At 70.5% G+C, this 17,155-nt stretch carries 17 protein-coding genes; 11 read left to right on the top strand and 6 right to left on the bottom strand.

The window, feature by feature from the left end; all coding sequences use genetic code 11:
• Positions 1-9 precede the first annotated feature (9 nt).
• On the top strand, positions 10-1,395 hold the full coding sequence (locus tag ABZX02_RS28220; protein ID WP_355302347.1) for a HAMP domain-containing sensor histidine kinase: 1,386 nt from the start codon (positions 10-12) through the stop codon (positions 1,393-1,395).
• Here the strand turns inward: ABZX02_RS28220 and ABZX02_RS28215 are convergent.
• Positions 1,392-2,306, bottom strand: coding sequence for a TAXI family TRAP transporter solute-binding subunit (locus tag ABZX02_RS28215; protein WP_355302345.1), 915 nt, complete (start codon positions 2,304-2,306; stop codon positions 1,392-1,394). The genes ABZX02_RS28220 and ABZX02_RS28215 overlap by 4 nt on opposite strands.
• Positions 2,307-2,436: 130 nt before the next feature.
• Between ABZX02_RS28215 and miaB the strand changes: the two genes are divergently transcribed.
• Genes miaB through ABZX02_RS28200 form a run of 3 tightly spaced genes read left to right on the top strand, consistent with a single transcriptional unit; the run spans position 2,437 to position 5,256 of the window.
• Entirely contained in the window at positions 2,437-3,918 is a 1,482-nt protein-coding gene (gene miaB / locus ABZX02_RS28210) for a tRNA (N6-isopentenyl adenosine(37)-C2)-methylthiotransferase MiaB (RefSeq protein ID WP_355302344.1), read from the top strand.
• Between the two features lie 14 nt (positions 3,919-3,932).
• Positions 3,933-4,382 (top strand): hypothetical protein, encoded by a 450-nt coding sequence (locus ABZX02_RS28205; RefSeq protein WP_355302342.1) that lies wholly within the window; start codon positions 3,933-3,935, stop codon positions 4,380-4,382.
• 40 nt (positions 4,383-4,422) lie between these two features.
• On the top strand, positions 4,423-5,256 hold the full coding sequence (locus ABZX02_RS28200; RefSeq protein ID WP_355302340.1) for an RICIN domain-containing protein: 834 nt from the start codon (positions 4,423-4,425) through the stop codon (positions 5,254-5,256).
• Between the two features lie 65 nt (positions 5,257-5,321).
• Here the strand turns inward: ABZX02_RS28200 and ABZX02_RS28195 are convergent, their stop codons facing one another.
• Positions 5,322-6,671 (bottom strand): DUF349 domain-containing protein, encoded by a 1,350-nt coding sequence (locus ABZX02_RS28195; RefSeq protein WP_355302338.1) that lies wholly within the window; start codon positions 6,669-6,671, stop codon positions 5,322-5,324.
• Between the two features lie 170 nt (positions 6,672-6,841).
• Here ABZX02_RS28195 and ABZX02_RS28190 point away from each other — a divergent pair, with 170 nt between their 5' ends.
• The 3 genes from ABZX02_RS28190 to dapF are packed head-to-tail and all read left to right on the top strand — an operon-like array spanning position 6,842 to position 9,221.
• The gene (locus tag ABZX02_RS28190) at positions 6,842-7,522 is read left to right on the top strand and encodes a hypothetical protein (RefSeq protein ID WP_355302336.1); all 681 of its coding nucleotides are present in this window, start codon (positions 6,842-6,844) and stop codon (positions 7,520-7,522) included.
• Positions 7,519-8,427, top strand: coding sequence for a tRNA (adenosine(37)-N6)-dimethylallyltransferase MiaA (miaA, locus tag ABZX02_RS28185; RefSeq protein ID WP_355302335.1), 909 nt, complete (start codon positions 7,519-7,521; stop codon positions 8,425-8,427). Before ABZX02_RS28190 ends, miaA begins: the two co-directional genes overlap by 4 nt.
• Positions 8,415-9,221 (top strand): diaminopimelate epimerase, encoded by an 807-nt coding sequence (gene dapF, locus ABZX02_RS28180; RefSeq protein WP_355302333.1) that lies wholly within the window; start codon positions 8,415-8,417, stop codon positions 9,219-9,221. The genes miaA and dapF overlap by 13 nt, the downstream gene beginning before the upstream one ends.
• Before the next feature lie 16 nt (positions 9,222-9,237).
• Here dapF and ABZX02_RS28175 read toward each other — a convergent pair whose 3' ends face one another.
• Both ABZX02_RS28175 and ABZX02_RS28170 read right to left on the bottom strand, forming a co-directional pair.
• On the bottom strand, positions 9,238-10,116 hold the full coding sequence (locus tag ABZX02_RS28175) for an SMP-30/gluconolactonase/LRE family protein (protein ID WP_355302331.1): 879 nt from the start codon (positions 10,114-10,116) through the stop codon (positions 9,238-9,240).
• Positions 10,109-11,350, bottom strand: a complete 1,242-nt coding sequence (locus ABZX02_RS28170; protein ID WP_355302329.1) for an MFS transporter — start codon at positions 11,348-11,350, stop codon at positions 10,109-10,111. Before ABZX02_RS28170 ends, ABZX02_RS28175 begins: the two co-directional genes overlap by 8 nt.
• A gap of 64 nt (positions 11,351-11,414) precedes the next feature.
• On the opposite strand from ABZX02_RS28170, the gene ABZX02_RS28165 reads away from it, so the two are divergent.
• From ABZX02_RS28165 to ABZX02_RS28155, 3 genes are read left to right on the top strand one after another with little or no spacing between them, the layout of a single operon-like run.
• Positions 11,415-11,909, top strand: coding sequence for a helix-turn-helix domain-containing protein (locus tag ABZX02_RS28165; RefSeq protein ID WP_355302653.1), 495 nt, complete (start codon positions 11,415-11,417; stop codon positions 11,907-11,909).
• A gap of 25 nt (positions 11,910-11,934) precedes the next feature.
• On the top strand, positions 11,935-13,392 hold the full coding sequence (gene hflX, locus ABZX02_RS28160; protein WP_355302327.1) for a GTPase HflX: 1,458 nt from the start codon (positions 11,935-11,937) through the stop codon (positions 13,390-13,392).
• Between the two features lie 38 nt (positions 13,393-13,430).
• A complete protein-coding gene (locus ABZX02_RS28155) occupies positions 13,431-14,339 on the top strand; it encodes a hypothetical protein (protein WP_355302651.1) in 909 nt (302 codons plus the stop codon).
• A 2-nt stretch (positions 14,340-14,341) separates the two neighbouring features.
• Here ABZX02_RS28155 and ABZX02_RS28150 read toward each other — a convergent pair whose 3' ends face one another.
• The gene (locus ABZX02_RS28150; protein ID WP_355302325.1) at positions 14,342-15,451 is read right to left on the bottom strand and encodes a cytochrome P450; all 1,110 of its coding nucleotides are present in this window, start codon (positions 15,449-15,451) and stop codon (positions 14,342-14,344) included.
• 109 nt (positions 15,452-15,560) lie between these two features.
• Here ABZX02_RS28150 and ABZX02_RS28145 point away from each other — a divergent pair, with 109 nt between their 5' ends.
• On the top strand, positions 15,561-16,289 hold the full coding sequence (locus tag ABZX02_RS28145) for a helix-turn-helix domain-containing protein (RefSeq protein ID WP_355302323.1): 729 nt from the start codon (positions 15,561-15,563) through the stop codon (positions 16,287-16,289).
• On the opposite strand, the gene lexA is transcribed toward ABZX02_RS28145, so the two are convergent.
• Positions 16,286-16,942: a transcriptional repressor LexA gene (lexA, locus tag ABZX02_RS28140; protein ID WP_245786568.1), complete on the bottom strand. Its 657-nt coding sequence runs from the start codon at positions 16,940-16,942 to the stop codon at positions 16,286-16,288. The two genes, ABZX02_RS28145 and lexA, sit on opposite strands and share 4 nt — an antisense overlap.
• Positions 16,943-17,155: the final 213 nt, after the last annotated feature.

Genomic DNA, 17,155 nt, shown 5'->3' with positions numbered 1-17,155 from the left:
TGACGGGCTGTGAGGTCTCGGCTGCTGGGCGTGGTGCTCGCCCTGATCGTGCTCGTCCTGGTGGGCCTGGGCGTGCCGCTGGGCCGCAACGTGGCGGCCGCGGAGCAGCAGGAGATGTTCCTCGACCGGCTCACCGACACCAGCCGGTTCGCCTCGCTCGCGCAGCGGCCGCTGATCGACCGCAGCCCGAACCTGCTGCGCCCGGAGCTCGAGCGCTACGACGAGCTGTACGACATCGGCGTGGCCGTGGTGGACCGCGACGCGCCGACCGTGCCGCTCGTGGCGTCGCGCAACGACCTCGCGCTCGGCGACAGCGGCGTGCAGGACCTGGTCAGCAAGGCGCTGGCCGGGCGCCTGCCGGTCGCGCCGGCGTTGTTCGCGCCGTGGAGCGACACCAAGCTCGTGCTCGCCGAGCCGGTGCTGGTCGACGGCGAGGTGCGCGGCGCGGTGATCACGTTCTCGCCGACCGACAAGACCCGGTTCGAGGTGCTGGCCTGGTGGGCGGTGCTGCTCGCGGCGAGCCTGCTGGTGCTGGCGCTCGCGGTGCTGCTCGCGCTGCCCGTCGTGCGCTGGACGCTGCGGCCCGTGCAGGCGCTCGACGACGCCACGGGCAAGCTCCTCGCCGCGGTCGTGGCGGGCCGGCCGGTGCCGCCGGTGGGCGCCGAGTCCGGGCCGCCCGAACTGCGGCAGCTGTCCCGGTCGTTCGACCAGATGGCCGCCAACGTGAGCGGTGTGCTCGCCGCGCAACGGGCGTTCGTGGCGGACGCGTCACACCAGCTTCGCAACCCGTTGACCGCCCTGAAACTCAGACTGTCCAACCTGGAGGGACACGTCGACTCCGAGGCGGAGGTGCACCAGGTCGAGGCGCTCAGCGAGACCGACCGGCTCAACCGCATCCTCGACGAGCTGCTCGCCATGGCGCGCGCCGAGTCCAGCTCGGTGGACCCGGTCCCGGTCGACGTCGACAAGTCCGTGGCGGCGCGGCTGTCCGCGTGGCAGGCGGCCGCGGCGGCCAAGGAGGTGCACCTGGTGCTCGACGGGGAGAAGGTCGGCATGGCCCTGTCCCCGCCGCGCGGCGTCGAGACGATCCTCGACGCACTGCTCGACAACGCCCTGAAGTTCACCGCCGAGGGCACGCTGATCGTGGTCGACGCGCGCAAGTCCGACGGCGTCATCCGGCTGTCGGTCGCCGATCACGGGCCCGGGCTGCAACCCGACGAGCTGGAGCGCGCCACCGACCGGTTCTGGCGCAGCCCGGCCCACCAGAACGTGCCGGGCTCCGGGCTGGGGCTCTCGATCGTGCGGCTGGTCGTGGAACGCGTCGACGGCACGGTGGCCCTGGAGTCCCCTGAGGACGGTGGCCTGAAGGTCGTGATCACGCTCCCGGCGATCTAGACCTTCACCTCGCGGTAGTAGCGCATGGCGCCGTTGTGCAACGGCACAGGCGACGTCTCGATCGCGGAGCGCTGTTCGATCGTGCGCGCCGCGGAGTGGGCCTTCACCAGGTCGGGCTGGCCCTCGAACAGCTGCCGCACCAGCGCCTCGGCGACGTCGTCGGGCATGGACTCCTGCACGAGCAGGAAGTTGCGCACCACCAGCGTGATGACCGGCCCGGACTGCAGGTTGTAGATCGAGGCCGGCAGCGTCGCGGAGCCGTACACCGGGTACTGCTGGCGGAACTGCGGCAGGTCGTCCTTGAGGTCGAGCATCCGCACGCCGAGGCCCTTGGTTAGGTTGGTGATGCTCGGCGTGGGCAGGCCGCCCGACCAGAAGAACGCGTCGAGCTTGCCCTCCTGCATCTGCTGCGCGGAGTCGTCGAGGCCGAGGCTGACCGCCTGCGGCGTGACGTTCGCGGCCTTCAGCAGCCGGTTCGCGATGATCTCGACGCCCGACCCGGTCGCGCCGGTCGACACGCGCAGCCCGGACAGCTCGCGCAGCTTCGTCACCGGCAGGTCGGCGCGCACGATCACCTGCAGGTAGTCGTCGTGCATGCGGGCGAGCGCGCGCAGCTTCTCCGAGCCGGGGACGCCCTCGAGCGCGTCGGCCTGCGAGAAGCCGACCTGGGCCTGGTTGCTGACGAGGCGCAGCACGTTGTCCCGCGACCCGTCCGTGCGCACGACCTGGGGCCGCGCGATGCCGAGCCGGCCGCTCCAGACGTCCGCCAGGCCGTTGCCGAGCGAGTAGTAGACGCCGAACTCGCTGCCGGTGGCCATCGTGATCTTGATGTCCGAGACCGTGCTGGTGCAGCCCGTCAGGACCGTTGCGGCGGCCAGCAGGGACACGGCGGCATGTACTCGTCCGAACATCAGCGCATCGTGCCACGGGGGTACCGGGCCGGTGCACCCGACGAAGGTCCTGCCTGGTCAACGTGTGGATGCGGTCTGCTTTGCCCGGTCCGCGCGACTCGGGCGTGTGACCAGGAGTTATCGTGTTGACGTGAGTACCGCGCAGGTTCGCAAGAGCTTCCAGATCCGCACGTTCGGGTGTCAGATGAACGTGCACGACTCCGAGCGGCTCGCCGGTCTGCTCGAAGACGCGGGCTACGAGCGGGCGACCGAGGCCGAACAGCCCGACGTCGTCGTCTTCAACACCTGCGCGGTCCGCGAGAACGCAGACAACAAGCTGTACGGCACGCTCGGCCACCTCGCCCCGCAGAAGGCGGCCAAGCCCGGCATGCAGATCGCCGTCGGCGGCTGCCTCGCCCAGAAGGACCGCAGCGAGATCGTGCGCCGCGCCCCGTGGGTGGACGTCGTGTTCGGCACGCACAACATCGGTTCGCTGCCCGTGCTGCTCGAACGCGCCCGCCACAACTCCGAGGCGCAGGTCGAGATCCTCGACGCGCTGGAGACGTTCCCGTCGTCGCTGCCGGCCGCGCGCGACTCCGCCTACTCGGGCTGGGTGTCGATCTCGGTGGGCTGCAACAACACCTGCACGTTCTGCATCGTGCCCTCGCTGCGCGGCAAGGAGAAGGACCGCCGCCCCGGCGACGTGCTGGCCGAGGTGCAGACGCTGGTCGACGAGGGCGTGCTGGAGGTGACGCTGCTGGGCCAGAACGTCAACTCCTACGGCGTCGAGTTCGGCGACCGGCTCGCGTTCGGCAAGCTGCTGCGCGCCTGCGGGGAGATCGACGGGCTGGAGCGCGTCCGCTTCACCTCGCCGCACCCCAAGGACTTCACCGACGACGTCATCGCCGCCATGGCCGAGACGCCGAACGTGTGCCACAGCCTGCACATGCCGCTGCAGTCCGGTTCGGACCGGCTGCTCAAGGCGATGCGCCGCTCGTACCGCACCGAGAAGTACCTGGGGATCATCGAGAAGGTCCGCGCCGCCATGCCGGACGCCGCGATCACCACGGACATCATCGTCGGCTTCCCCGGTGAGACCGAGGAGGACTTCCAGGGCACGCTCGACGTCGTGCGCCAGGCCCGGTTCTCGTCGGCGTTCACCTTCCAGTACTCGAAGCGGCCCGGCACCCCGGCCGCCGAGCTGCCGGACCAGCTGCCCAAGGCCGTCGTGCAGGAGCGCTTCGACCGGCTGGTGGCGCTGCAGAACGAGATGACGCACACGCTCAACAAGGAGCAGGTCGGCCGCACGGTCGAGGTGCTCGTCGCGACCGGTGAGGGCAAGCGCGACGCGGAGACGCAGCGCATGAGCGGTCGCGCGCGCGACGGACGCCTCGTGCACTTCACGCCCGGTGCGACCGTTCCGCGTCCCGGTGACGTCGTCGAGACCGTCGTGACGTACGCGGCGCCGCACTACCTCGTCGCGGACGGCGAACCGCTGTCGTGGCGGCGCACCAAGGCCGGTGACCGTTCGGAGGCCGGCATCAAGCCCAAGACCGCGGGCATCGGCCTGGGTCTGCCGTCGTTCGGGGCGCCCGAGCCCCTGCCCGCCGTGTCCGGATGTGCGGCCCAGTGAGTGAGGACGACTTCTTGCGCAAGGAAATCGACTCGGTGGAGCACGAGGCCGCCAAGCGGATCGACCCCGGCACCGGCGCGCTGACGATCTCGATCGCGGTGCTCGCGATCCTGGTCTCGCTGATCCTGCCGTGGATCGGGGAGTACACCGGGCTGCAGGTCGTGCTGGGCGAGTCGACGCTCTTCCTGCCGAAGCTGTTCTCGTACCTCGCACTGGGTGTCGGCGTGGTCGGCTCCGGCATCACGCTCGCGGTGCGGCGCTGGGGGCTCACCTGGGTGTGCTCGCTCGGGCTGTTCGCGGGCTCGATCATCGGCGTGCTGTCGATCTGGACGCAGCAGACCACGACGAGCAACAAGACGATCGGCCCCGGCCCCGGTCTCGGGCTGATCATCGCGGTGATCGCCGTGATCGTGCTGCTGGTGAAGTGGGTGAAGATCGCGGCGTCGCGGCCGCCCCAGCTCTGACGGTTGTAATGATCCGAACGGTGTTCCCGACACGCTGGGCATGACGGACGCGGGGGAGCACCACGCGAACTCCACGCACGGCGACAACAGCGGCATGGTCGTGCAGGCGCGCGACCTGTACATCGGTGGTCGGCGCACGCCGTCCCGCCTGGTGCGCGCCGGCATCGTGATCGGAGTGGTGGTGGCGCTGGCCGCGGCCGCGATCGCTGCCCTGTACCTGCGGGAGGACGGCGGTCAGCAGGCCGCCGCAGACCCTTCGGTGTCCGCTCCGCCGTTGCTCTCCACCGCCACGACGACGCCGGGCACGTCGTCGGGGACGACCACCCCACCGCCTGCTCCCGGTCCGTTCACGACCGGTGCGCCGATCGTGAAGCCCGTGCCGGTGCCGACGACGCTGGTGCCCCCACAGCCGCCTCCGCCGCCGCCCGGTCCGACGAAGCCCGCCACCGACGGCCCCGGCTACCTGGTGCCCGCGGGCAACGACCAGAAGGCCGCGGACTTCTACCAGAACAGCTGGAACGACGCGGTGATGTGGGAGCGGCACCCGCCGAGCGACGGCACGAGCTTCCAGCCGTTCTGGGCACGCGAGTTCTCGGACGCCGACCACAGCGCGTTCCGCATCCGCAACCAGCGCGGGAACCTCTGCATGGAGCCGGTGTACCAGGAGAACTTCGGCGAGCACGTCAAGGCGAACGCCTGCAACCCGAGCAACGACGCGCAACTGTGGCGAGTGGTGAACACCGACCAGTTCGCCCACGTGACGTCCGGGCGGTGCCTCGGGACGGCCAACAGCGGTTCGTACGAGAACGGCACCTGGCTGATCGCGTCGCTGTGCACGGGCAGCGCCGACCAGCGCTGGCGCATCGCCCGCTAGAAGGCCCTGAAACGTCCGAGAGCCCTTCTCCGCAGCGGGAGAAGGGCTCTCGGACGTTAGAACCTCTAGCGGGTCGCCAGGGCCTGCTCAGCGGCGGCGAGCCACTCGCGCCACTGGGCCGCCTGCGCCTCTGCCTGCTCGGTGCGGCGCTTGTCGCCCGCGGCACGGGCCTTCGCGGCCTGCGCCTCGAACTGCTCCACCCGCTCGCGGAACTGCGCCACGCGGGCCTCGGCCTCGGGGTCGGACCGGCGCCACTGGGCGTCGACCGCGCCGCGGACCTTCTCCTCGATGGTGCGGAGCTTGCCCTCGAGCTCGCGGATGCGCTCGCGCGGCACCTTGCCGATCGCGTCCCAGCGCTCCTGGATCTTGTAGAGGTGCTGGCGCGCGGCCTCGAGGTCGGTCGACGGGTCGATCGTCTCGGCCTCGGCGAGCAGTTCCTCCTTCAGCTTCGCGTTGGCCGTGAACTCGGCGTCCCGCTCGCTGAACGCCTCGGAGCGCTTCTGGAAGAACGCGTCCTGCGCGGCCCGGAACCGCTGCCACAGCGCGTCGTCGGCCTCCTTGGGCGCACGCCCGGCGGCCTTCCACTCGACCATGAGCTCCTTGTAGCGACCGGCCGTGGGGCCCCAGTCGTCGGAGTCGACGAGCTTCTCGGCCTCCTCGACCAGCGCCTGCTTGGAGGTCTTGGCCACCGAGCGCTGGCGGTCGAGGTCCGCGAAGTGCGAGCCGCGACGGCGGTTGAACGCGTCCCGGGCCTTCGAGAACCGGCGCCACAGCTGCTCGTCGGTCTTGCGGTCGACGCCGCGGATGGTCTTCCACTCGTCGAGGATCTGCCGCAGCCGGTCGCCCGCGACCTTCCACTGGGTCGACTCGTTCGCGATCGACTCGGCCTCGTCGACGAGCGCCTGCTTGCGCGCCACGGACTGGGCTCGGGCGGCCTCCTTGGCCTCCTTCGCCTTCTCCATACCCGCCTCGGCCCGCTCCAGCACGTGCTCGACGCGAGCGGCCAGCGCCTTCAGGTCACCGACGACGGCGGCCTCGGCCAGCTGCTCCTTGACGTGCTTCGCGCTGGTCAGGGCGTGCTTGGGGTCGCCGGCGCCGGACGCGAGCCGCGAGACCAGCAGCTCGACCTCGGTGCGCAGGTCGTCGAAGCGCCGCGCGAAGTGCGCGAGGCCCTCGACCGGCTCCCCGGCCTGCCACGACCCGACGGCGCGTTCGCCGTCCTCGGTCTTCACGTACACGGTGCCGTCGGCGTCCACGCGCCCCCAGCGGTCAGGGTGGTCCGACGCCACGGGGACGGCCGGAGCGCTCGCCGGCGCCGCGGTCTCCTTCGGCGTGTGTTCGACCCCGCTCTCGGCTGCACCCTCGACTGGGGCGGTCTCCGCCACGGCCTGCGGTGTGCTGTCCTGCTCCGACATCGCCGGTTCCTCCCGTCTGACGCCCGTGCCTGCCACGGGCGCCCCGCCAGAAGCGGGGCCGATGCAATACGGGCGCTGGAGGGTCTCCCGTCCCCAGTTCCCCGCGCGCATTCAAACAGGTCAGAGCTCGACTCGGTACTGGGAGTCCACGATAGGTAGCCTCGTTCGTTGTGATCACCCGCGCTGCGGTGGTGCCGCACCCACCTCTTCTGGTGCCAGAACTGGTCGTGGGAGCCGCCGCCGAAACCGAACCCGTGCGCGCCGCAACCCTTGCCGCAGCAGGAAAACTGCCCGGTCCGTGGGTCGCCGTCGCGGTGGACCGCGGCGGCCGCGCGACCTGGGCGCCCCCGTTGTCGGGAACTTTTCTCGGTTATGGGGTCGATCTGCCCGTGTCACTCGGCGGTGACCTGCCGCCGGACGCGGAGATTCCGTTGCCAGTGCTAATCACCGCCTGGCTGCGGGAACACTGCGCAGTCGAGGTGTCACGCGTTGAACTCGTCCCACCTGATCTGGCCCCTTCGGACTGTGTCTCGTTAGGACGGCGGCTCGCGGCCGAGGACGCCGGCCTGCTGGTCCTCGGCGACGGCTCGACCCGCCACGGCCCGCGCTCGCCGGGCTCGGACGACGAGCGTTCGGGACCTTTCGACTCTTTGGTCCACAGTTTGCTCGCCGCCGCCGATGTGGACGGCCTGCTCGGCCTCGACCCCGCCCTGGCCCACGAGCTGGGCGCGCAGGGCCGTGCGGCGTGGCAGGTCCTCGCCGGCGTGCCCGGCCCCTGGCGCTGCACCGGCGCCGAGTTCTTCGTACCTGCCGGCGTGGGCTACCACGTCGCCGTCTGGGAGCGCCCGTGATCACCCCCATCGCTGTGGTCGGCCCCACCGCCACCGGCAAGTCGGACCTGGCCGTCGCACTCGCCGAACGCTTCGGCGGAGAGGTCGTCAACGCCGACGCCATGCAGCTCTACCGCGGCATGGACATCGGCACGGCCAAGATGCCCGTCGCCGAACGCCGCGGCGTGCCGCACCACCTGTTCGACGTCCTGTCCGTCACCGAGACCGCGTCCGTCGCGGCCTACCAGCGCGAGACCAGGGCCGTCGTCGAGGACCTGCTCGCCGCCGGACGGCCGCCGGTCCTCGTCGGAGGTTCGGGACTTTACGTCCAGGCGGTGCTCGACGACCTGAAGTTCCCGGGCACCGACGACGCGGTGCGGCTGCGGTTCGAGGCCGAGCTCGCCTCGCTCGGCTCCGAGGCGTTGCACCGGCGCCTGGAGGAGCTCGACCCGGCCGCCGCGATCGCGATCCTGCCGTCCAACGGCCGCCGCATCGTGCGCGCGCTGGAGGTCATCGAGCTGACCGGGCAACCGTTCTCGGCGAACCTCCCGAAGCCCGGCCCCGCCCGCTACGGCACCGTCCAGATCGGCGTCGACCGCGAGGTGTCCGAACTGGACGAGCGCGTCGACCTGCGGGTGGACCAGATGTTCCAGGCGGGCCTCGAGGCCGAGGTGCGCGCCCTGGTCCGGATCGGCCTGCGCGACGGCAAGACCGCGTCCCGCGCCCTCGGCTACCAGCAGGTGCTGTCCGCAATGGACGGAGCCTGCACGATCGACTTCGCCGCCGAGGAGACCAAGCGCGCCACCCGCCGGTTCGTGCGGCGGCAGCGCTCGTGGTTCCGGCGTGACCAGCGCATCACCTGGCTCGACGGCGCGCGCCCGGATCTTTTGGAGGCCGCCGGTAACCTGGTGCCGTGGAGTTCGTGAAGGGGCACGGCACGGAGAACGACTTCGTCATCCTGCCCGACCTCGATGACCAGCTGGACCTGACCGTCGCGCGCGTCCAGGCGCTGTGCGACCGGCAGCGCGGCCTGGGCGCCGACGGCGTGCTGCGCGTCGTGCGGTCCGAGGGCAAGTGGTTCATGGACTACCGCAACGCCGACGGTTCCATCGCCGAGATGTGCGGCAACGGCCTGCGCGTCTTCGCCCGCTACCTGGTCGACGCGGGCCACCAGCCGCAGGGCGAGTTCGTCGTGGGCACGCGCGCCGGCGACAAGACGGTGACGACGCACCCGGACGGCTCCGTCACGAACGACATGGGCCCCGCCCGCGTCACCGGCACGTCCATCGCCGCGGTCGGCGGCGCCGGCATCGGCGGCTTCGCGGTCGACGTCGGCAACCCGCACCTCGCGTGCGTCACCGACACCCCGGTCGAGGGCTTCGACCTCACCGTGCCGCCCGGCTTCGACCCGGTGATGTTCCCGCACGGCGTGAACGTCGAGCTGATCAACGTCATCGGTGACTCCGACCGCGGCGGGGCGCTGCGCATGCGAGTCTACGAGCGCGGCGTCGGCGAGACCCGCTCCTGCGGCACCGGCACCGTCGCGTCGGTCGCGTCCTGGCTCGCGGGCCAGGGCCGCACCACCGGCGAGGCGACCGTCGACGTCCTCGGCGGCCAGGTCCGCGTGACCATCGAGCCGACGACGTCGACCCTCACCGGACCTGCCGTGCTCGTCGCGCGCGGCGAGCTCGACAAGTCCTGGTGGGACGCCCTCGCGTAACACCCGCGAACGTCAGTTAGAGCTTGTAACTCTCGATCTTCCCGAGCCGGTCGGGCCTGACCACGCTCGGGTTCGAGTCCGGCGCCGTGAGGCACACGAGGTGGTCGTCGACGACGGCGACGGCGAAACACGTCTGCGTCGTCTCGACCCGGTGCGTGACCTTGCCGCCCTCGGTCACCCGGAACACCGCGGGCTGCAACGCCGGCGCCACCCACACGCCGTCCCCGTCGCCCGCGATCCCGTCCGGCGCGATCCCCAGCTCCTTCACATCGGCCCACACCCTGCGGTTTTGCAACGATCCGTTGCGGTCGACCGCAAATGAAGTGAGCTGGAATGCAACGGTCTCGGCGACGACGAGGATGCTCCCGCTCTCCGACTCGCCCGTCGGGTCGGGCAGCAGCGCCATGCCGTTCGGGAACTTGAGGTCCTCGGCGGCGACGCTGACGGAGCCGTCCGGTTGCACGAGTGCGAGCGAGGCGCCGAGCGGGTCGAAGTCGGGTTCGAGCAACCGCGGGATGCCGACCTCGTCGATCAGGCCGTGCAGGTCGAAGCCGAAGTTGCCGACGTACGCGCGGCCCTCGGCGTCGACGAGCATGTCGTTCGCGTGGAACGTCGCGATGTGCGAGATGTCGGCGTGCACGACGAGTTCGTCCCCGACGAGCCTGCGCACCGTCCGGTCGAGCATCGACACGACGAGCAGGCTCCCGTCGGGCAGCCAGCCGAGGCCCGACGGCTGGCCGTCGAACGCGACGACGACCTCGTCGTCACCCGTCGCTAGGTCGAGGGCGTGCACCTCGCCCGCGTAGAAGTCCGAGTAGTAGAGGCGGCCGTCCGGACCGCGCCGCGGCCCCTCGCCGAAGTGAAGACCGTCCCGCACAACCTTCGTATCAGCCATGAACCGCGACGCTAGACGCGGTCGGCAGGTCACGCATAGACCGCAACGGCGAGAACAGCACCCACAACATGCCCGCCACCGACCCCACCAGCGACACCCACAGCGTCGGCACGATCCCGATCCACGTCCCGAGCCCACCGCCGAGCAACGCGCCGAGCGGCGTCGCGCCCCACACCACCCAGCGGATCGACGCGTTCATGCGGCCCAGCAGGTGGTCGGGGCAGATCGCCTGCCGGTAGCTCACCTGGCCGACGTTGTAGACGACGACGCCGAACGAGCTGATCGCGAGCCCGGCCATGGCGAACCCGATACCCCAGCCCGGCTTCGTGAACGGCATCAGCAGCACGAACGGCCAGGTCAGCAGCGGCACGAGCCAGATCAGCCGCGCCTGTCCCACCAGCACGCCGAGCCGGTGCGCGACCATCGCTCCGAGCACGCCGCCGACCCCGCTCGCGCTGAACACCAGGCCCGCCGTGCCCTCGTTCAGCCCGGCGACCCGCAGCAGGAACAGCACGCTGACGGCGTTCTGGATGCCGTGGAAGAAGTTCGACGTGCCGGTGCAGGCCACGATCTTGCGCAGGGTGGCGTTGCCGAAGACGAACCGCAGCCCCTCCATGATCTCGCGGCGCAGGTGCGGGTCCGGGTGGCGTTCCGGCGCCGGCTCGACGCTGCGGATCCGGACCAGGAAGAACGCCGAGCTCAGGTAGCCGAGGCCGGTCCCGAGCACGCCGTTGGCCGCGCCGAGGAACTGCGCCACGTAGCCGCCGATCGCCGGTCCCGACACGTCGGCCACGGACATGCTGGCCTGCAGTTTCGAGTTGCCCTCGACGAGCTGGTCGCGACCCACCAGCGACGGCAGGTACGACTGGTACGCGACGTCGAAGAAGACCGTGCACACGCCGACCGCGAGGCTCACGACGACCAGTTGCGGCAGGTCGAGCACGCCCAGCCACCACGCCACGGGCACGCTCAGCATCAGCGTGGCGCGCACGACGTCCATCCAGATCATCAGCGGTTTGCGGCGCATCCGGTCGACCCAGACGCCCGCGGGCAGTCCGATCAGCAGGAACGCCACCGTGCTCGCCGCCGCCAGCAACCCCATCTCGAACGGTGTCGCGTGCAGCACACCCGCCGCGAGCAGCGGGATGACCGTGATGCCGATGCTCACGCCGAACTGGCTGATCGTGTCGCCGACCCACAGCCGGCGGAAGTCGTGATGCCCCCAAAGCGCCATGCCGGGGAGTCTGCGCCGAGTGATTGGAAACTGTCAATCACTCACTTAGACTGAGCCCGTGGCACTGTCTGGGAAGCGACGTCCCGCGACGAGCGAGGAAGCCGCCGCGCTGAGCTCCGACCTGCGGCTCCGCATCATCCGCCTGACGTTCGAACGGCCGCTCACGAACAAGGAGCTGGCGCAGCGGCTCGGCAAGGACCCGGCCACGACGCTGCACCACGTGCGCAAGCTCGTCGCCACCGGGTTCCTGGAGGCGATGCCGCCGCGCGCGGGCAACAGGGGAGCGAAAGAGATCCCCTACCGGTCGACGGGACTGTCCTGGCAGCTCGACAACAGCGAAAATGCGGTCGCCGTCGGCGAGGCGATGTTGCACGCTTTCCTCGGCGAGGTTGCCGACATCGGGCTCAGTGACGTGGATCAGAGCCGCCTGGTCGTCACCGTCGACCCGGAGGAACTAAAGCAGCGGCTCGCGTCGTTGATGGATGAGCTGGCCGCGCAACCGGTCAAGCCGGATGTTCCCCGTGTGGCGATCTACCTCGCGGTGTATCCGGGGGACTAACGGTCCGTGGGACGATGAAGGGCAAATGACGGAAAACATCCAGAGCACAGAGTTCGACCCCGAGTTCGACGAGTCGTGGGACGACGACTTCTCGACCGGCGACTACGAACTCGCCGAACGCGCCGCACTGCGCCGTGTCGCGGGGTTGTCCACCGAGCTCGAGGACATCACCGAGGTCGAGTACCGGCAGCTTCGCCTGGAGCGGGTCGTGCTCGTCGGGGTGTGGACCGAGGGCACGGCCGCGGACTCCGACGCGTCGATGGCCGAGCTGGCGCGCCTCGCCGAGACGGCGGGCTCCGAGGTCCTCGAAGGCGTCGTGCAGCGGCGCGACAAGCCCGACGCGGCGACGTACATCGGGTCCGGCAAGGTCTCCGAGCTGCGCGACGTCGTGCAGTCGACCGGCGCCGACACGGTGATCTGCGACGGCGAGCTCTCGCCCGGCCAGCTGCGCCAGCTGGAGGAGAAGCTCAAGGTCAAGGTCATCGACCGCACCGCGCTGATCCTGGACATCTTCGCGCAGCACGCGCGGTCCAAGGAGGGCAAGGCGCAGGTCGAGCTGGCCCAGCTGCAGTACCTGATGCCGCGCCTGCGCGGCTGGGGTGAGACGTTGTCGCGGCAGGCCGGTGGTCGTGCCGGCGGTGGCAACGGTGGTGTGGGTCTGCGCGGTCCCGGTGAGACGAAGATCGAGACCGACCGCCGCCGCATCCGCGCGCGCATCGCGAAGCTGCGCCGGGAGATCGCCGCGATCGGCGTCATCCGCGAGACCAAGCGGGGCCGCCGCACGGCGAACGAGATCCCGAGCGTCGCCATCGCGGGCTACACCAACGCGGGCAAGTCGTCGCTGCTCAACGCGCTGACCGGCGCCGGAGTCCTGGTGGAGGACGCGCTGTTCGCCACCCTCGACCCGACGACGCGCCGCGCGCTGACGCCCGAGGGCCTGCCGTACACGCTGACGGACACGGTCGGCTTCGTCCGGCACCTGCCGCACCAGCTGGTCGAGGCGTTCCGCTCCACGCTGGAGGAGGTCGGCCAGTCCGACCTGCTCGTGCACGTGGTCGACGGCTCCGATGCCATGCCGGAACAGCAGGTCAAGGCCGTGCGCGAGGTCCTCGCCGAGATCAACGACAAGACCGAGACGCCGATGCCGCGCGAGCTCCTCGTCGTGAACAAGATCGACGCGGTGGGCGACCTGGGCATGGCCCGGCTGCGGCACCTGTTCCCGGACGCGTCGTTCGTGTCGGCGCACTCGGGCGTGGGCATCGAGGAGCTGCGGGTCCGCATCGCCGAGCTGATGCCGCGACCCGAGGTCGTGGTCGAGGCGCTCGTGCCGTACGCGCGCGGCGAGGTCGTCGCCCGCGTGCACCGCGACGGCGAGGTGCTGTCCGAGAAGCACACGGAGTCGGGCACGCTGCTGTCCGCCCGCGTGCGCCCGGACCTCGCCGGCGTCCTCGAGGAGTTCGCGACGAACGGGACGCCTGCTTGATCCTCCCGCCTCCACCGGTGGACGTGTGCCCGGTAGCCATGCAGGAGCTCTCCGGGCTCACGTCCAACGGCACAGAGTTCTTCGCCGTCAGCGACAGCGACAACGGCACGCTGCGCATCCAGGTCATGGGCCGCGACTGCGTCGTGAAGCGCACGATCACCGCGCCCGTCGACCCGTACGACGTCGAAGACCTGGCGATGACGCCGGACGGCACCCTCTGGGCGTCCGACACCGGCGACAACAGCAAGTCCCGCTCCACGGTCGCCCTGCACAAGGTCTCGCCTTCGGGCGCCGTGGAGCGGTTCCGCGTCACCTACCCGGACGGCAAGCACGACGCCGAGGCGCTGCTCATCGACAAGTCCGGCACGCCGTACATCATCACGAAGGAACCCCTCGGCTCCGCGCTGGTGTACCGCCCAACGGGCCCCCTCCGCACCGATGCATCGGTACCGCTGGAGCAGGTCACCCGCGTGTCGCTGTCGACCACGGACACCCCGGGCGGCCCGCTGGAGGGCACCCTCGACTCGCGCCTGGTGACCGGAGCGGCCTCCACGGCCGACGGCTCCGTCATCGCCCTGCGCACCTACACCGACGCGTACCTCTTCCCGGTCCCCGACGGCGACGTCGTCAAGGCCCTGTCCGGCGACCCGGTGCGCGTCCCGCTGCCGAACGAACCCCAGGGCGAGGCCATCGCCTTCGACCCGGACGGCACCCTGCTGTCCGCCTCGGAAGGCGCCGGCACGCCGATCCGCGCCGTGGCGGGAGCCGCGGCCCTGGCCCAGCCACCCGCGCCGACGACCACGACGCCACCCCCGGCGGCCGACGAGCCGCAGGCGGCGCCACCCGCGTCGTCGTCCTGGCAGAACTGGCCGCTGGCGCTCTCCCTGGGCGGCATCGCGCTGGTCGTCGCCCTGGTCATCGGCCTGCGGTTCCGCCGTCGCGCCTGAGCTCAGTCCCAGGCGACGGGCATCCGGTCCAGACCGCCGATCACCAGGCTCTGCCGGCGCGGCAGCTCGTCCTCGGCAACGGCGAGCCGCAACTTCGGGAACCGCGCGAACAACCCCGGAAAAGCGATCTTCAACTCGATCCGCGCGAGGTGCTGGCCGATGCACTGGTGAATCCCGTGCCCGAACGCGAGGTGCCCGGCGGCCCCGCGAGCGAGATCCAGGACGTCGGGATCCGCGTACCGCGCCGGATCCCGGTTGGCCGACCCCAGTTCCACGAACACGGTGTCACCGGCCCGCACGACGACGCCGTCGATCTCGACGTCCTCCACCGCGGTCCGCGCCGTGTCGGGCGTGAGGCTGATGTACCGCAGCAACTCCTCGACCGCCGCCGCCGGATCGGCGAACAACGCCTCCACCCGTGCGGGCTCCCGCATCAGCTCCAGCGCGCCGAGCGACAACATGTTCGTCGTCGTGTCGAGCCCGCCCCCGAGCAACGCCATGCCCATGGCGGCCATCTCGTCGTCCGTCAGGTCGCTGCCCGAGTTGACGAGATCGCTCAGCACGTCGTCGGTCGGGCGCGCCCGCTTGGCCGCGACCATCTCCAGCATGAACGCCTGCAGCCGTTCGAACGCGGCGTACATCTCCTCCGCCGCTCCGGCCTCCGCACCGCTCGCGCCGGTCAGCACCACGGCGTCCTGCTGGAACTCCTCCCGCCGCTCGTACGGCACCCCGAGCAGCTCGCAGATCATCAGCCCGGGCACCGGCACGGCGAAGTGCTCGACCAGGTCGGCCGGCGACCCCTGCGCGGCCAGCACGTCGAGGTGCTCACTCGTGATCACCTCGAGCCGCTCCGCGAGCAGCCGCATCCGCCGCACGGTGAACTGCCCGGTGAGCCTGCTCCGGTACCGCGTGTGCTCCGGCGGGTCGTGGTCGGTGAACGCACCGGGCGGCGACGGCGGCGCGTCACCGGGGCTCCCCGGCCCGAACGGGTTGTGCATCCGATCCGGCCGGATGCTGAACCGGCCGTCCGCGAGCACCGCCCGCACGGTCGCGTGATCGTGCGCCCTCCACCCTGCGTGGCCGTCCGGGAACGTCATCGGACTCAACGCCATTGCTCCCCCTTGCAACGAGTGTCTTTCCCCGAACTTCAAGCTAAGAACGTTTGCGGACGAAGTCAAAAGACTCATTGCAATGGCTTGGAGCGCAAGGCACCATGGGGTTGTGCCTGGTAAACGCCTAGACGAAGAAGAACGGCAGCTCATCGCCCAGTTCCTCTGGGACGGGCTGGGCTACTCCGAGATCGGGAGGCGGTTGCAAAGGCCGGCCTCGACGATCCAGCGCGAGGTGGTCCGCAACGGCGGCCACAACGCTTACCGGCCGGGCGCCGCGCACCGGGCCGCGAGCGAGCGCGCGTCGCGCAGGATTCCCTCGGTGGACGACCTCGACATCGACGACGAGGCCTACTCGTTCGACCGCAGCCCGCTGAAGGTGCAGGAGTTCCACCTCCGGTTGGAGAGGGTGTTCCGGCAGACCGGGCTCACGCGCACCGCGTCGCGGATCCTCGCCGAGATCTTCATGACCGACCGGGGCAGCCTCACCGCGACGGAACTCGTCCTGCGGCTGTCGGTCAGCCCGGGCACGGTGTCGCGGTCGGCGGCCTACCTGCAGGACATCGATCTGCTGCACAGCGAGCGCGACGGCAAACGTGTGCGCTACTTCCTGGGCGACGACCTCTGGTACCGGGCGTGGCTCTCCAGCGCCCAGCGCAACTCGACCTGGGCGGACACCGGACTGGACGGTGCCGAGATCTTCGGTCTCGACACGCCGGTCGGTGCCCGCCTCAAGGACATGGGCCAGTTCTTCGCGTTCGTCGTCGTGGACATGGAGGCCACGAGGCAGAAGTGGCTCGACTTCTTCGAGAAGAAGAAGCGGGCCCGCGGGGAGAGCTAGGGGAGACGCCGGAGCACGGTCACGACCTTGCCGAGGATCGTGGCCTCGTCACCGTTGATCGGCTGGTAGGCCGGGTTGTGCGGCATCAGCCACACGTGCCCGTCCTTGCGCTTGAACGTCTTCACGGTCGCCTCGCCGTCGATCATGGCGGCGACGATCTCGCCCTGGTCCGCGGTGGGCTGCTTGCGGATCACGACCCAGTCGCCGTCGGTGATCGCGGCGTCGATCATCGAGTCACCGACGACGCGCAGCAGGAACAGCTCGCCCTCGCCCACGATCTCGCGCGGCAGCGGGAACACGTCCTCGATCGACTCCTCCGCCAGGATCGGGCCACCGGCCGCGATGCGTCCGACCATCGGCACGTACGCGGGCGTCGGCTTGGACATCGGGTCGAGACCGGGGTCGATCTCGGTCGGCAGCATCCCGACCGCGCGCGGGCGGTTCGGGTCGCGGCGCAGGAAGCCCTTCCGCTCCAGCGCGCGCAGCTGGTAGGCGACCGACGAGGTCGACGTGAGACCCACGGCCTCGCCGATCTCGCGCACGCTCGGCGGGTAGCCGAAGCGGTCGACCCAGTCGCGGATCACGTCGAGCACCTTGCGCTGACGCAGGGTCAGGCCGGCGTTTCCCGCGATCTCGTTCACCTGTGTCTCCACAAGAGCGGGATCCGGGTCGATCGTCTTGCCTGCCACGGTCGCTGTCCTCCTCGCCGCCCCCAGTTCGAATGGGATTCCGGCCTCCGTCGATCTTCGTGCTCGACGGTAGTCGTGTTTGCTGCACAGATCAAACACCTGTTCGAGGTATTTGGGCGCGTGTTGTGGCGTTCGGGAAGTGGGTCTGGTAGAAATTCGCACGGACGTTCGATCGAA

It is taken from the genome of Lentzea sp. NPDC003310, assembly GCF_040610935.1.
GTDB lineage: Bacteria > Actinomycetota > Actinomycetes > Mycobacteriales > Pseudonocardiaceae > Lentzea.
Note: the sequence above shows the minus strand (reverse complement) of the source record. Positions and strands in the feature narration are given on the sequence as shown.

Excerpts from the sequence above, each read along its gene's own strand:
- ABZX02_RS28170 (WP_355302329.1), bottom strand. The coding sequence starts at position 11,350 with ATGGCGCTTTGGGGGCATCACGACTTCCGCCGGCTGTGGGTCGGCGAC.
- hflX (WP_355302327.1), top strand. The coding sequence starts at position 11,935 with ATGACGGAAAACATCCAGAGCACAGAGTTCGACCCCGAGTTCGACGAG.
- ABZX02_RS28150 (WP_355302325.1), bottom strand. The coding sequence starts at position 15,451 with ATGGCGTTGAGTCCGATGACGTTCCCGGACGGCCACGCAGGGTGGAGG.
- ABZX02_RS28200 (WP_355302340.1), top strand. The coding sequence starts at position 4,423 with ATGACGGACGCGGGGGAGCACCACGCGAACTCCACGCACGGCGACAAC.
- ABZX02_RS28215 (WP_355302345.1), bottom strand. The coding sequence starts at position 2,306 with ATGTTCGGACGAGTACATGCCGCCGTGTCCCTGCTGGCCGCCGCAACG.
- ABZX02_RS28175 (WP_355302331.1), bottom strand. The coding sequence starts at position 10,116 with ATGGCTGATACGAAGGTTGTGCGGGACGGTCTTCACTTCGGCGAGGGG.
- ABZX02_RS28195 (WP_355302338.1), bottom strand. The coding sequence starts at position 6,671 with ATGTCGGAGCAGGACAGCACACCGCAGGCCGTGGCGGAGACCGCCCCA.
- ABZX02_RS28155 (WP_355302651.1), top strand. The coding sequence starts at position 13,431 with ATGCAGGAGCTCTCCGGGCTCACGTCCAACGGCACAGAGTTCTTCGCC.